The organism is Streptomyces sp. NBC_00386 (genome assembly GCF_036063235.1).
In the GTDB taxonomy this organism is placed as follows: domain Bacteria; phylum Actinomycetota; class Actinomycetes; order Streptomycetales; family Streptomycetaceae; genus Streptomyces.
The window spans coordinates 1170035-1183056 of sequence record NZ_CP107950.1; the positions used below are offsets into that span (position 1 = coordinate 1170035).

Consider the following 13022-nt stretch of genomic DNA (forward strand, 5'->3'; position numbering starts at 1 on the left):
GCTGGGAAGGTACCTCCATGATCGTGACAGCGACAGAGGACGGTCCGGACCCGCCGTCCGTCAGCGGTAGCCCGTCGCGTCCGCCGGTTTCCCCTTGTCCTGCACTTCGACCATGTAGCGCCAGGCGTCCGGTCGGCTGCCGTCCCGGTCGGTGAAGCCGTACACCCGGGCGAGCTGCCCGCTGGAGAGGGACTGCCCGTTCCAGCGCGCCCGTTCGGGATCGGCGGCCAGGGCGGCGACCGCGCGCCCCACGTAGCAGGGCGTCTCGGAGATGGCGAAGTGCGGCACGTTCACCTCGGCGTCGTGCCAGTTCTCCTCGGTCACGCCGAAGGCTTCGAGCATCATCTCCGAGCGCAGCCAGCCGGGGGTGAGCGCCACGGCGGTGGCGCCGCGCGGGCCCAGTTCGTGCCCGAGGGCGAACGCCATGCGCAGGACGGCGGACTTGGCGATGTCGTAGAAGAAGGAGACCCGGTAGGTGTCCCGGTTGTACTCCGCGGTGCCGTCGGTCATCTCGACGACCAGGCCGCCCGGGGTGCGCAGCAGCAGGGGCAGCGCGTGGTGGCTGGTGATCGCGTGGGTCTCGATGGCGAGCCGGAGCATCCTGCGTCCGTTGTCGAGGTCGTGCTCCCAGACGGGCGCGTCCCACTCGAAGAGCTTCTCGGCGCCCCAGATGTCGTTGACCAGGATGTCGAGACGGTCCTGTTCGTCCGCGATCCGGGTGACGAGCTCGGCCACCTCGGCCGGGACGAGGTGGTCGGTGGGGACCGCGATGCCGCGTCCGCCCGCCGCGGTGACCAGGTCCGCGGTGTCCTCGATGGTCTCCGGGCGGTCGTACTCCGAACGCTGTTCACGTGTGCTGCGGCCGGTCACGTAGACGGTGGCACCGGCCGCGCCCAGTTCGACGGCGATTCCGCGGCCCGCACCCCGGGTCGCGCCCGCCACCAGCGCGACCTTGTCCCGCAGCGTGCCTTCCAACGGCCCTGACATGTCCGACCTCCGTGCTCGTGGCCTCCACGGGCGCTCACCCGTGTGTCCCTACGAGCGTCTCTCGGAAGCCGGACATCTTCTGTCAGGTATCCGTGTGGCGGCTTCGCCGTGTCGCCGCGCGGCGGAGACGGACGTCCGGCCCGCGCGGCGGCGGGGCGTCAGTGGCCGCGTGCGATCCAGGCCTCCAGGTGCGGAGCCTCCGCTCCGATCGTGGTCGACTCGCCGTGGCCCGTCCGTACGACCGTGTCGGCGGGCAGGGTGAGCAGCCGGTCGCGGATGGATTCGACGATCGTCGGGAAGTGGGAGTAGGACCGGCCGGTCGCCCCCGGGCCGCCCTGGAAGAGGGTGTCGCCGGAGAACAGCGTGCGAAGGCCCGGGTCGTAGAGGCAGACCGCGCCGGGGGCGTGGCCCGGGGTGTGGAGCACGGTCAGATCGGTGCCCGCGGCCTCGATCACCTGCCCGTCCTGGAGCCAGGCGTCGGGCAGGCGGTCCGGGTGGGTGAGCTTCCACAGCGGCAGGTCGTCGGGGTGGAGCCAGATGGTGGCTCCGGTGCGCTCCGCCAGGGCGGGAGCGGCGTCGATGTGGTCGTTGTGGGCGTGGGTGCACACGATCCCGCGCAGGCGGCGGTCGCCCACCGCCTTCGCGATGGCGTCGGCGTCGTGGGCGGCGTCGATCACGACGGCCTCGTGGTCGTCGCCCACGATCCAGACGTTGTTGTCGACCTCCCAGGTGCCGCCGTCGAGTTCGAACGTGCCCGAGGTGACGAGGTGTTCGATGCGCGCGGCCATCAGAAGGTCACCACCGAGCGCAGCACGTCGCCGTGGTGCATCCGCTCGAAGGCGGCCTCGATGCCGTCCAGGGCGATCGTCTCGCTCACGAACGCGCCCAGGTCCAGGCGTCCTTGGAGGTGCAGGTCGATCAGCATCGGGAAGTCGCGGGAGGGCAGACAGTCGCCGTACCAGGACGACTTGAGGGCGCCGCCGCGGCCGAAGACGTCGATCAGGGGGAGTTCGAGCTTCATGTCGGGGGTGGGCACGCCGACGAGGACGACGGTACCGGCGAGGTCGCGGGCGTAGAACGCCTGCTTGTACGTCTCGGGGCGGCCCACGGCCTCGATGACGACGTCGGCGCCGAACCCGCCGGTGAGTTCACGGATCGCCTCGACGGGGTCGGTCGTCTGGGAGTTGACGGTGTGCGTCGCGCCGAGCTTCTCGGCGGTCGTGAGCTTGCGGTCGTCGATGTCCACGGCGATGATCTTCGCCGCGCCCGCGAGCCGGGATCCCGCGATCGCCGCGTCGCCGACGCCGCCGCAGCCGATCACGGCGACGGTGTCGCCCCGTCCGACGTTGCCCGTGTTGATGGCGGCCCCGATGCCGGCCATGACTCCGCAGCCGAGCAGTCCGGCGACCGCCGGGGAGACGGCCGGGTCGACCTTGGTGCACTGTCCGGACGCGACCAGCGTCTTCTCTGCGAAGGCGCCGATTCCGAGCGCCGGGGACAGCTCGGTGCCGTCCTTCAGCGTCATCTTCTGCTTCGCGTTGTGGGTGTCGAAGCAGTACCAGGGGCGTCCGCGCAGACAGGCACGGCACTGTCCGCACACCGCGCGCCAGTTGAGGACGACGAAGTCGCCGGGTGCCACGTCCGTGACACCGGCGCCGACCGACTCCACGATTCCGGCCGCCTCGTGGCCGAGCAGGAACGGGAAGTCGTCGTTGATACCGCCCTGCTTGTAGTGCAGGTCCGTGTGGCAGACCCCGCAGGCCTGGATCTTCACCACGGCCTCGCCCGGCCCCGGATCCGGCACGACGATGGTCTCGACGCGCACCGGCTCGTTCTTGCCCGGTGCGATCACGCCCCGTACTTCCTGCGCCATGTGAGTGAGCCCTTCCCTGAGTCGACGTTCCGTCAACCGACCCTACGGGGTGACGGGCCGGTAGAAGGCCAGGTGGCCGCCGCGGCCACGGTCCCGGTGCGGCGAACGGCCGACCCCTGGCGGACGGCGGCGCCCCGCGCCCCGCCGTGCCGGAGGCGGAGAACACGGCCGGGACCACGGACGAGGGCGGGGAGAGGCGCGTCACCAGCACTCCCAGATACCCCCGGGGGTACCTCTGCTACCGTGGAGACATACCCCCGGGGGTAATTTTCGCAGAGCCGCGAAGCCTGTCGGGCTTCACGCGGGAGAGGAGTGCTGCCGTGTTCTTCGTCGACACCATCGAGGTGGCGGGCCTGGGCAACCGGAGCTATCTGGCCGGCGGCCCGCGCACCGCCGTCGCCGTCGATCCGCCCAGGGACATCGAGCGGGTGATCACGGCGGCGGCCCGGCGGGGCGTGCGGATCACCCACGTCGTCGAGACGCATCTGCACAACGACTACGTGAGCGGCGGCCTGGAGCTGGCCCGGCTCACCGGGGCCGCCTACCTGGTCCCGGCCGGTGCCCGGGTCGCGTTCGAGCGGGTCCCCGTGGCCGACGGCGACACCGTGCGGGTGGACACCGGGCTGACACTGGAGGCGCTGGCCACGCCCGGGCACACCCCGCACCACACCTCGTACGTGCTCCAGGAGAACGGGCAGGCCGTCGCGGCCTTCACCGGCGGATCGCTGCTCATCGGCACGGTCGGCCGGCCCGATCTGGTGGAGCCGCGGCTGACCGGGGAGCTGGCCCGCGCCCAGCACGCCTCGGCGCACCGGCTCGCGGCCGCACTGCCCGACGACACCGCCGTCCTGCCCACCCACGGCTTCGGCAGCTTCTGTTCCGCCGGAACCGCCGATGGCGACGCGACCACGATCGGGCGCGAGCGCGCCGACAACGAGGCCCTGGTCAAGGACGTCGACTCGTTCGTCGCGGATCTGCTGGCCGGACTCGACGACGTGCCCGCGTACTACGCCCACATGGGCCCCGCCAACGCCGGGGGCCCGGCCCCCGTCGATCTGACCCCGCCCGCGCTCGCGGACGCCGCGGAGATCTCCGCGCGGCTCGCGGCCGGCGAATGGGTCGTGGACCTGCGCGGCCGGCTCGCGTTCGCCGCAGGGCATGTCGCCGGAGCGGTCAACTTCGAGGCGGACGGCCAGCTGGCCGTCTATCTGGCCTGGCTGCTGCCCTGGGGCAGGCCGGTCACCCTGCTCGCCGACTCCCCGGAACAACTCGCCCACGCACAGCGCGAATTGGCACAGGTCGGCGTGGACCGTCCGGCTGCGGCGGCGATCGGCTCGCCGGCCGACTGGCTGCGCGAGGGGGAACGACCGCGCACCTTCCGGCGCGCCGGCTTCGCCGAACTGGCCGAGGCGTACGCCTCCCCCGGACGGCCCGTGATCCTGGACGTCCGGCGCGACTCCGAACGCGCCGGGGGGCATGTCGCGGGGTCGGTGCACGTCCCGGTGCACCAGGTACGCGACCGGCTCGGGGAGATACCCGCCGGGACCGTCTGGGTGCACTGCGCCGGAGGCATGCGGGCCGCCGTGGCCGCCTCGCTGCTCGACGCGGCGGGCCGGGACGTCGTGGCCGTCGACGACTCCTTCGCCGCCGCGGCCGCCTCCGGCCTGCCCATGACGCCGAGCGCCCCCTCCACTCCCTTCACCTCGACCTCCGCCCCCTCCGCCTTCGGCACGGCCTGTCGCGCGTCCGAGGACCCCGCGGCGTGAGCGTCCTGATCCTCGCCCTCGCCGCCGGAGCCGTGACCGGGCTCGCGCTCGGCGCGCTGGGCGGCGGTGGCAGCGTGCTGACCGTGCCCGCCCTGATCTACCTGCTCGGATTCACTCCCTCGGCGGCCACCACCGCGAGTCTGGTCATCGTCACCCTCACCTCGGTGACCGCGCTGTCGGCGCACGCCCGGGAGGGCACCGTCCGCTGGCGTACCGGAGCGCTGTTCGCGGCGGCCGGGCTGATCCCCGCGGCACTGGGCGGGGCGCTCTCCGGACAGCTTCCGCCCACCGTGCTGACCGGCGCGTTCTCACTGATCGCGGGCTTCGCGGCGTTGCGGATGCTCCGGCCTCCGGCCGGTGGGGCGGGGGCCGTGCCCGCGGGGACCGGCCGGATCACCGGGACGGGCGCCGGCCTCGGCGTGGTGACCGGGGTACTGGGGGTGGGCGGCGGCTTTCTCGCCGTACCGGCCCTCGTGAACGTCGTGGGTCTGCGGATGCGGGCCGCCGTCGGCACCAGTCTGCTGGTGATCACGGCGAACTCGCTCGCGGCGCTGCTCGCCCGCGCGGGCACGGCGCAGAGCCTCGACTGGGCGGTCGTCGCCCCGTTCGCCGGGGCCGCCGTCCTCGGCGCGTGGGACGGGAAGCGACTGGCGGCCCGGGTGTCCGGCGGCACGCTTCGGCGGATCTTCGCCTGGGCCCTGCTGACCGTGGCCGCGCTGATGCTCCTGGACGTCGCACTGTGAGGCTCAGGCCGGGGACGCTGTGAGGCTCAGGCCAGCGACAGGAAGAGCTTCTCCAGCCGGGCCCTCATCCGGTCACCGGTCTCACCGTTCTTCGCGCCCTTCTCGACGTCGGTCAGACACTGCTGGAGCCCGGTGGCGATGATCGCGAAGCCGGCCCGGTCCAGGGCGCGGGAGGCCGCGGCGAGCTGGGTGACCACGTCCTCGCAGTCGCGTCCCTCCTCGATCATCCGGATCACTCCGGAGATCTGTCCCTGCGCCCGGCGCAGCCGGTTCAGCACCGACTTCAGCTCGTCACCCGCGAGTTCCAGTTCCACGAACACTCCTCCATCCATACCCCTAGGGGTATGGTACTCCGCCCTGCGGGGCACCTACGAAGAGCAAGGATGACACTCCGCATGAACACCCCCGTCTCCCTCGACGTCGACCAGGCCCACGGACGCCTCGGCGAGCTGACCGTCATCGACGTCCGCACCCCCGGCGAATACGCCTCCGGCCATCTGCCGGGCGCCCTGAACGTCCCCCTGGACCGGCTCCGCCGTGCGCTGCCCGTGCTCGGGAACGCCCGGACCGAACTGCTCGTGGTCTGCGCCTCCGGCAACCGCTCGGCGAACGCCTGCACCCTGCTGGCCGAGCACGGCGTGCCGGCGGCCACCCTCACCGGCGGCACCAGTGCCTGGGCGGAGCGCGGCCATGAGCTGCACCGCCCGGCCACCGCGACGCGGGCCGCCTGGTCCATGGAACGCCAGGTCCGGTTCACCGCCGGCACCGTCGTCCTCACCGGCCTTGGCCTCGGACTCCTGCACCCAGCCTGGCAGTTGCTCTCCGCAGGTGTCGCGGGCGGTCTGGTCCTCTCGGCGCTCACGAACACCTGCGGCATGGCCGCGCTGCTCTCGAGACTCCCGCACAACCGGCCCCGCCCGGCGGACCTCGACGCCACCCTCGCGGCCCTCGGGGAGCGCGTGTCCTGAAGTCCGCGCGGATCCGGGGCAGTCGGGGCCGGTCCGCCCGGGCCGCCGACGTAGCCTGAGTGCTCCGTCCACATCCCCGCGAGGAGCGCCGTGAGCCTGACCGAGGCCGAGCCCGAGGTGCCCGCGTGGCGTCTGCTGTCCGGGTACGTACGACCGCACCGCCGGGCGCTGTTCGGGGGCGCGCTGCTGGCGCTCGCGACCGGGGCCACCGGTCTGCTGCTGCCGCTGGTGGCGCGCGGGCTCATCGACGACCTGTCGCACGACCGGCCCATCGGACGGGCCCTGTTCGGCATGGCGGCCCTCGTGGTGACCAACGCGGCGGTGGGAGCGCTGGGTTCGTACGTTCTGCGGCGCACCGCGGAGTCGGTGGTGCTCGGCGCGCGCCGCGCCCTGTCGTCGTATCTGCTGCGGCTGCGCATACCCGCCGTGGACCGCAGCGAGCCCGGCGACCTGATGGCACGCATCACCTCCGACACGACCCTGCTGCGCGAGGTCACGACGGATTCGCTGGTCGGCCTCGGCACCGGCGGCCTCACCCTCGTCGCGACGGTGGTGATGATGGGCCTGGTCGACGTGGTGCTCCTCGGCGTCACGCTGGGCGTGGTGCTGTGCGCGGGTTCGGTGCTCGCCCTGATCGTGCCGCGCATCAACCGGGCGAGCAGACGGGCGCAGGACGCCGTCGGGGTGATGGGGGCCTCGCTGGAGCGGACCCTCGGCGCGCTGCGGACGATCAAGGCGTCGGGCGCCGAGCACCGCGAGGAGCGGAGCGTCCACGAGGCCGCCGAGGAGTCCTGGCGGCAGAGCGTGCGGGCGGCCAGATGGTCGGCGGCCGCCGGCAACACGGCCGGTCTGGCGATGCAGGTCGCCTTCATCACGGTCCTCGCCGTGGGCGGCGCCCGGGTCGCGACCGGCGCCATCGACGTCGGCACACTGGTCGCCTTCCTGCTGTACGTGTTCTACCTGATGTCACCGATCCAGCAGGTGGTCGGCGCGGTCACGCAGTACCAGACGGGTGCCGCCGCGCTCGCCCGCATCCAGGAGGCCCTGCGGCTGCCCGCCGAGCCTGCCGCCCCGCCCGCGCCCCTGCCGACGCCGGACGCGGAGCCGGCGACGCTCGCCTTCGAGGACGTCCGCTTCCGGTACGGCGACGACCTGCCGTACGTCCACCACGGCGTGACGTTCACCGTCCCGGCCCGGGGCCTGACCGCGTTCGTCGGCCCTTCCGGAGCCGGCAAGACCACCGTGTTCTCGCTCATCGAGCGGTTCTACGAGCCCGAGGCGGGCGTCATCAGTGTGGACGGCCGCGCGCTGGAGGAGTGGGAGCTGCCCCGGCTCCGTTCCGCCATCGGCTACGTCGAGCAGGACGCGCCGGTGCTGTCCGGCTCGCTGCGCGACAATCTCCTGCTCGGCAATCCGGAGGCCGAGGAGGGCGAGCTGTCACGGGTGCTGAAGACGACCCGCCTCGACGGCCTCGTGTCCCGGCTGCCGAACGGTCTGGACACCCTCGTCGGGCATCGCGGCACCAAGCTGTCCGGCGGCGAGCGCCAGCGCGTCGCCATCGCCCGGGCCCTGTTGCGCCGCCCCCGGCTGCTGCTCCTCGACGAGGCCACCTCGCAGCTCGACGCGGTCAACGAGGCCGCGCTGCGCGACACGGTCGCCGACGTGGCCCGTACGACCACGGTTCTGGTGGTCGCGCACCGGCTGTCCACGGTCACGACGGCCGACCGTATCGTCGTGATGGACGCGGGCCGCGTCCGTGCCGTGGGCACCCACCGCGAACTCGTCGCGGCGGATGAGCTCTACGCCGAACTGGCCGCCACCCAGTTCCTCGCGACCACGGGATGACCCCGGCACGTCAGCCGAACCACAGCCCGGCGCCCGGACCGCGCCCCGGCACCCAGCCTCGGAACGACCCCGGCACGGTGACCACACCCCGGTGTCCGGACGGCACCCCCTCCACCGCGCCCGGCGAAGAAGCCCGTGGCGGTTCCTTGGCGACGGCCCGGCTCTCCTCTATGGTGATGCCTTCCTTCCGCCCCGGGGCGGTCGTCCGCACGCCGCCACCCCCGACCGGGCGGCGAGGCACGTCCCACCCGGATACGCAGGCGACTGATCATGGTCAACAACCGACACCCGGCCGGGCAGGCCGCCCCCGGAACCATCTTCGCGGCCCCCGTCGGCCTGGAGGTGATCTCGCTCGCCGCGCTGCGCGCCCGGACCCGTGCCCACGGCACCGATCTCGGCGCGCCGCAGCGTCCCGCCTTCCACCAGGTGCTCACGCTGACCTCCGGCACACTGCGCCAGAGCGTGGACTTCACCGCCCATGACGTCGAGCGGGACACCTGGCTGTGGACACGCCCCGGGCAGGTCCTGCAGTGGGGGGATCTCACGGGGGTCGAGGGGACGCTGATCGCCTTCGAGCGGGACTTCCCGGGCGCGGCCACCGTCCGCGCGGCCCGGCTCGACGACCCGCACGCCCGCGTGCTGCGTACCCCCGAAGGCGAGGTCGCCACCTCGTTGCGGGTGGCGACCGAGCATCTGGTGCACGAGTTCCGGGCACCCGGGCGGCTGCCGCGCGACGCGCGAGGCGCCGTACTGCGTCATCTGCTGGACGTGCTGATCCTGCGCCTGGCCCATCTGGAGGGATCGGACACGCCTCCCACCGGACCCGGCGAAACCTTTCTTCGCTTCCGTGCGACCGTCGAGCGGGACTTCGCGCGCACCCGGCGGGTGGACGACTACGCCCTCACCCTCGGCTACTCGGCCCGCACGCTGTCCCGGGCCGCCCTCGAATCGGCGGGCATCGGCGCCAAGGAGTTCATCGACCGCAGGGTGATCCTGGAGGCCAAGCGGCTGCTCGCCCACACCGACCTGGCCGCCGCCCGCATCGCCGCGCAGCTCGGCTTCTCCAGCGCCACGAACTTCGCCAAGTACTTCCACCAGCGTGCCGGGCAGGCTCCCATCGCGTTCCGTACGGCGGTACGCGGACAGGGCGCGGGCATCCCCTCGGCACGGGGCGGAGGGGATGCCGCCGCTGTCGACGCCGGCCAGGGCCGGTCAGGGCCTGTCAGGCTCTAGCCCTTGATGCCCGGGAGCAGTCCGGTGACGGGCGCGGCGAGGTCGGTGATCTGGTGCAACTGGTTCAGGTCGTTCAGACCCGCGAGCTGGGCGGAGGGCCGCGGAAGCCCGTCCTGCTGCCCGGCGGGGATGTCGCTCGTCGCGAGCGAGTCGAGCGTGGCGATGGGGTTCGCCTTCCCGGCGTCGTGAGCCTCGGAGCCCGCGGCCGTCGCCATCGGCGCGGCAAGTCCCGTGACGCCGACGGCGAGACCAACGGCGGCGACGATACGTCGTGTTGAGATCATGCAATCAGCAACGGCGCCGGCCCCGGAGCGGACACGGCCCGGGGTGCGCGCTCACCCGAGAGGCGCATCGGGTCCCTTGCGTTTGCCGTGGGCCCCGAGGCGGAGGACGCTCGATACTGAGGCGCTTCACGGCCGGCTCGTGGCCGGTCCACGCCTTCCTGAGGAGGTCACCCATGGGCACAGCGGCAGCCCCCGCCTTCGACACCGAGGCGCTGCGCCGGGGCATTGAAGGACACAGTGCGGCAGATCTGCTGTCGCTCTACGCCGACGACGCGGAACTGCGCATCGTCGACCGCAACACCCAGCCCAGCCACCCGATGGTCAAACACGGTCGCGCCGAGATCGCCGAGATGCTCAACGACGTCTACAGCCGGGACATGACGCACAAGATGGACCAGTGCGTCCTCCAGGGCGACCACGTCGCCTACACCGAGACCTGCGTGTACGCGGACGGGGTACGGGTGATGAGCACGTCGATGATGTCGTTGCGCGACGGCAAGATCATCGAGCAGACACTGGTACAGGCATGGGACGAGTAGGGAGGAACTGGCCGAAGGTCCAGGTCACATCTCGTCTGACCTGGACCTTCTCCGCGGGCGCGGCGATGGGGAGTTCACACCCGGACCGGTCTCGACGGCGGCACGCGGTCTCAGCGGCGGGTCTGCGGGTGTCCGCCTCCCTGCTGGACTCGATCCTGCGGACCGCGCGTTCGTATCCGCGTCCCCCGGCGGCTCGTACCGCCCGAAGGCTTCGCATCCGGCCCCGGTGAGTGCCGCGGCCGCCGCGCGCCGGCTCCGAGCGGGACCGAGCCGCCGTCAGAGCTGGGGCGCGACCGCTCGGGCGACGGGCTCCACCGCCCGCAGGAGCATCGGGGAGGCCCGGTCCACGAGGTCGTGCAGGACGTCCGAATAGGCCGTGTCGCCCCCGAGTTCGCCCAGGAGGCGGTGGGCCCGGTCACGGAAGACGCCGATGTCCTCCTCGTAGCGGCGCAGCACGTCCGGTGCGAGAAGGAGGCCGGTGAGCGCCTCTCGGGCATCGGTCGAGTGGCGTGCGGCTGCGTGCAGTTCCAGGACGTCGCCCGCGCGATCCCGTCCGGCGCTCTCCACCGCGCACGCCAGCAGATAGGTCACCGTGCCGTTCGCGAGGTCTTCGTTGCGGCCGGTCAGGATGTCCTGCTGATCGTTGAAGAGCTGCCACAGAACGCCGAGGACGTTGCCGAACTCCCGCCAGAGCTCGACTCGTTCGTCCGGGCGGTCGGCCAGCAGCGCGGCCATGGCCGTGACCATGCTGAACGGGGCGCCGGACTTCCCGAGGTAGGCCGTGACCACGGCGTCGCGGGTGGCCGCGTCCGCGTCCGCGCGCAGGTCCCTCAACTGCCCCTCGGTCGCGGTGATCCAGCACCTCACGACCTCGGCCGACAGCGGCCCGCGCGCCTTCTCGGGGATCCGCGGCGACTGAACGACGAGCAGGGGAAGCGGAATTCCGCTGATGACCGTGGCGAGCAGCGCCTCGCTCTCGCCGAGACCGCCGGCGGCGAAGACGGCCTGGCCGTCGGCGAGGTCGTCCAGGTAGCACGCGGAGGTCCACCACAGTTCGTGGACGACGGCCAGCGGAACGGCCGGTCCGGGCGCCCCCGTCTCCACGGCGTGGACGATCACCGGCAGCACGGACAGGGGGTAGGCGAAGGTCCGGTGTTCCAGGAGTTCGGCGACCGCGGCCCGGACGGACACGGCCGACGGTCCCAGCATGTCGAGCGCGGACGCGCGCTCCGCCTCGATGCCCGCGGACATCTCCCGATGCAGATCCATGTACGACTTCGCCCGCACGCAGTCCACCCCCACCACTGAATTGTTCGAGCGCTGATTCGATCATTCGCCATGATGGCGAGCCAGAGCAACTTTCCGCCATGGCCGGTTCCTTGAGAGCCCTTCCCGCCGGTGAAGCGGCGGGGGCCACGAACCTCGCCATACTGGATCTCGTGCGAGTAGCGATCCTGACCGCGGGTTCACGGGGCGACGTGGCCCCGTTCACCGGACTCGGACGCGGACTGGTGCGGGCCGGGCACGACGTGACCCTGGTGACGCACGGATGCTTCGCGGGCCTGGTGCCGGGTTCGGGGGTGGGGTTCCACGCGCTGCCCGTCGATCCGCGGGCCGAACTGGAGTCCGGGCCAGGGCGGCGGCTCCACCGGAGTGCCACGGGCGCCGGGAAGATCATCAGGCTGGCGGGAATCGCCCGGTCGCTCGTCGGGCGGCTGACCGACGACATGATCGCGGCCGCCCGCTCCAGCGACGTCCTCCTGCTGTCCGGTTCGCTGGGACCGCTCGGGTACGCCGTCGCGGAGGGGCTGGGCCTGCCCAGCATGGGAGTGCATCTCCAGCCGCTGGCACCGACAAGGGAGTTCGCGCCCCCGGTGGCCGGCGCCGGCTCCTGGGGGCCCACGGTCAACCGGGCGGCCGGGTACGGGGTGAACCTGGCCGTCGAACGGGTCTACGCGGAGACTGTGCGGAACCTGCGCGAGGGATTCGGCCTGCCGCCCATGGGCCCCCTCGCCGTCCGTCGCGCCCGCGAACGGCGGGCCTGGCCGGTGCACCACGGGTTCAGCCCTCTGGTGGTTCCCCGGCCACGGGACTGGAGACGCGGGCTCGACGTCTGCGGCTACTGGTGGCCCTACGACGGCCAGGACGCCCGGCTCCCCTCCGCGCTGGAGGACTTCCTGGACGCGGGCCCCGCTCCCGTCTTCGTGGGCCTGGGCAGCGCGACCGTCCCCGATCCCGGACGGCTGAGCGGCGAGATCGTACGTGCTCTGCGGGCCGCCGGGCTGCGCGGGGTGATCCAGCGGGGGTGGGGCGAGCTGTGCGCCACCGGTGACGACATGTTCACCGTCGGGGAGGTGCCCCACTCGATCCTGTTTCCCCGGACGGCGGCGGTGGTGCATCACGCCGGGGCCGGCACGACCGCGGCGGGGCTGCGGGCCGGGGTGCCTGCGGTGCCCGTGCCGGTCCAGTTCGACGAGGGCTTCTGGGCGGCGCGGCTCGTCGCGCTCGGGGTCGCGCCCGGCACCCTGTCGCCACGCGGGCTGCGCGCGGAGCGGCTGGCGCCGGCCCTGGTCCGGGCGACCACGGATCCCGCGTTCCGGCGACGCGCGCGGAACCTGGCGGAACGCCTTCGCGCGGAGGACGGGGTGGCCCCGGTCGCGGAGGCCCTGACCCGGCTCGAACACTTCGGACACCCATGACGGCTCCTTGGCTCCGGCAGCTCCGGTAACTCCCACGGCTCCCACGGCTCCCACGGCTCCCACGGCTCCCACGGCTCCGGAAACG

Annotated in this window: 13 protein-coding genes; 7 read left to right on the plus strand and 6 right to left on the minus strand. The window is 72.8% G+C overall.

What is annotated here, in order from left to right; translation table 11 throughout:
* Positions 1–60 precede the first annotated feature (60 nt).
* The 3 genes from OG780_RS04995 to OG780_RS05005 form a co-directional block, all read right to left on the minus strand.
* Positions 61–987 carry an SDR family oxidoreductase gene (locus OG780_RS04995; protein WP_328445072.1) on the minus strand — a complete coding sequence of 309 codons (927 nt, stop codon included), beginning with the start codon at positions 985–987 and terminating at the stop codon, positions 61–63.
* A 158-nt stretch (positions 988–1145) separates the two neighbouring features.
* The gene (locus OG780_RS05000; protein ID WP_328445074.1) at positions 1146–1775 is read right to left on the minus strand and encodes an MBL fold metallo-hydrolase; all 630 of its coding nucleotides are present in this window, start codon (positions 1773–1775) and stop codon (positions 1146–1148) included.
* Positions 1775–2860: an S-(hydroxymethyl)mycothiol dehydrogenase gene (locus tag OG780_RS05005; RefSeq protein WP_328445076.1), complete on the minus strand. Its 1086-nt coding sequence runs from the start codon at positions 2858–2860 to the stop codon at positions 1775–1777. The genes OG780_RS05000 and OG780_RS05005 overlap by 1 nt, the downstream gene beginning before the upstream one ends.
* Positions 2861–3180: 320 nt before the next feature.
* Between OG780_RS05005 and OG780_RS05010 the strand changes: the two genes are divergently transcribed.
* Both OG780_RS05010 and OG780_RS05015 read left to right on the plus strand, forming a co-directional pair.
* Entirely contained in the window at positions 3181–4626 is a 1446-nt protein-coding gene (locus OG780_RS05010) for an MBL fold metallo-hydrolase (protein WP_328445078.1), read from the plus strand.
* Positions 4623–5369 carry a sulfite exporter TauE/SafE family protein gene (locus OG780_RS05015; RefSeq protein WP_328445080.1) on the plus strand — a complete coding sequence of 249 codons (747 nt, stop codon included), beginning with the start codon at positions 4623–4625 and terminating at the stop codon, positions 5367–5369. Before OG780_RS05010 ends, OG780_RS05015 begins: the two co-directional genes overlap by 4 nt.
* 26 nt (positions 5370–5395) lie before the next feature.
* Here the strand turns inward: OG780_RS05015 and OG780_RS05020 are convergent, their stop codons facing one another.
* Positions 5396–5683: a metal-sensitive transcriptional regulator gene (locus tag OG780_RS05020; RefSeq protein WP_326783923.1), complete on the minus strand. Its 288-nt coding sequence runs from the start codon at positions 5681–5683 to the stop codon at positions 5396–5398.
* Positions 5684–5764: 81 nt separating this feature from the next.
* Here OG780_RS05020 and OG780_RS05025 point away from each other — a divergent pair, with 81 nt between their 5' ends.
* From OG780_RS05025 to OG780_RS05035, 3 genes are all read left to right on the plus strand, one after another.
* On the plus strand, positions 5765–6337 hold the full coding sequence (locus OG780_RS05025) for a rhodanese-like domain-containing protein (RefSeq protein ID WP_328445082.1): 573 nt from the start codon (positions 5765–5767) through the stop codon (positions 6335–6337).
* Positions 6338–6427: 90 nt separating this feature from the next.
* Positions 6428–8182: an ABC transporter ATP-binding protein gene (locus OG780_RS05030; protein ID WP_328445085.1), complete on the plus strand. Its 1755-nt coding sequence runs from the start codon at positions 6428–6430 to the stop codon at positions 8180–8182.
* A 270-nt stretch (positions 8183–8452) separates the two neighbouring features.
* On the plus strand, positions 8453–9415 hold the full coding sequence (locus tag OG780_RS05035) for a helix-turn-helix transcriptional regulator (protein ID WP_328445087.1): 963 nt from the start codon (positions 8453–8455) through the stop codon (positions 9413–9415).
* On the opposite strand, the gene OG780_RS05040 is transcribed toward OG780_RS05035, so the two are convergent.
* Entirely contained in the window at positions 9412–9699 is a 288-nt protein-coding gene (locus tag OG780_RS05040; RefSeq protein WP_328445089.1) for a hypothetical protein, read from the minus strand. The genes OG780_RS05035 and OG780_RS05040 overlap by 4 nt on opposite strands.
* A 173-nt stretch (positions 9700–9872) precedes the next feature.
* Between OG780_RS05040 and OG780_RS05045 the strand changes: the two genes are divergently transcribed.
* Entirely contained in the window at positions 9873–10238 is a 366-nt protein-coding gene (locus tag OG780_RS05045) for a nuclear transport factor 2 family protein (RefSeq protein ID WP_328445091.1), read from the plus strand.
* Positions 10239–10514: 276 nt separating this feature from the next.
* Here OG780_RS05045 and OG780_RS05050 read toward each other — a convergent pair whose 3' ends face one another.
* The gene (locus OG780_RS05050; RefSeq protein ID WP_328445093.1) at positions 10515–11540 is read right to left on the minus strand and encodes a polyprenyl synthetase family protein; all 1026 of its coding nucleotides are present in this window, start codon (positions 11538–11540) and stop codon (positions 10515–10517) included.
* A gap of 152 nt (positions 11541–11692) precedes the next feature.
* Here OG780_RS05050 and OG780_RS05055 point away from each other — a divergent pair, with 152 nt between their 5' ends.
* Positions 11693–12937, plus strand: coding sequence for a glycosyltransferase (locus OG780_RS05055; protein WP_328457903.1), 1245 nt, complete (start codon positions 11693–11695; stop codon positions 12935–12937).
* Positions 12938–13022: the final 85 nt, after the last annotated feature.

Excerpts from the sequence above, each read along its gene's own strand:
- OG780_RS04995 (WP_328445072.1), bottom strand. The coding sequence starts at position 987 with ATGTCAGGGCCGTTGGAAGGCACGCTGCGGGACAAGGTCGCGCTGGTG.
- OG780_RS05000 (WP_328445074.1), bottom strand. The coding sequence starts at position 1,775 with ATGGCCGCGCGCATCGAACACCTCGTCACCTCGGGCACGTTCGAACTC.
- OG780_RS05005 (WP_328445076.1), bottom strand. The coding sequence starts at position 2,860 with ATGGCGCAGGAAGTACGGGGCGTGATCGCACCGGGCAAGAACGAGCCG.
- OG780_RS05025 (WP_328445082.1), top strand. The coding sequence starts at position 5,765 with ATGAACACCCCCGTCTCCCTCGACGTCGACCAGGCCCACGGACGCCTC.
- OG780_RS05035 (WP_328445087.1), top strand. The coding sequence starts at position 8,453 with ATGGTCAACAACCGACACCCGGCCGGGCAGGCCGCCCCCGGAACCATC.
- OG780_RS05040 (WP_328445089.1), bottom strand. The coding sequence starts at position 9,699 with ATGATCTCAACACGACGTATCGTCGCCGCCGTTGGTCTCGCCGTCGGC.
- OG780_RS05045 (WP_328445091.1), top strand. The coding sequence starts at position 9,873 with ATGGGCACAGCGGCAGCCCCCGCCTTCGACACCGAGGCGCTGCGCCGG.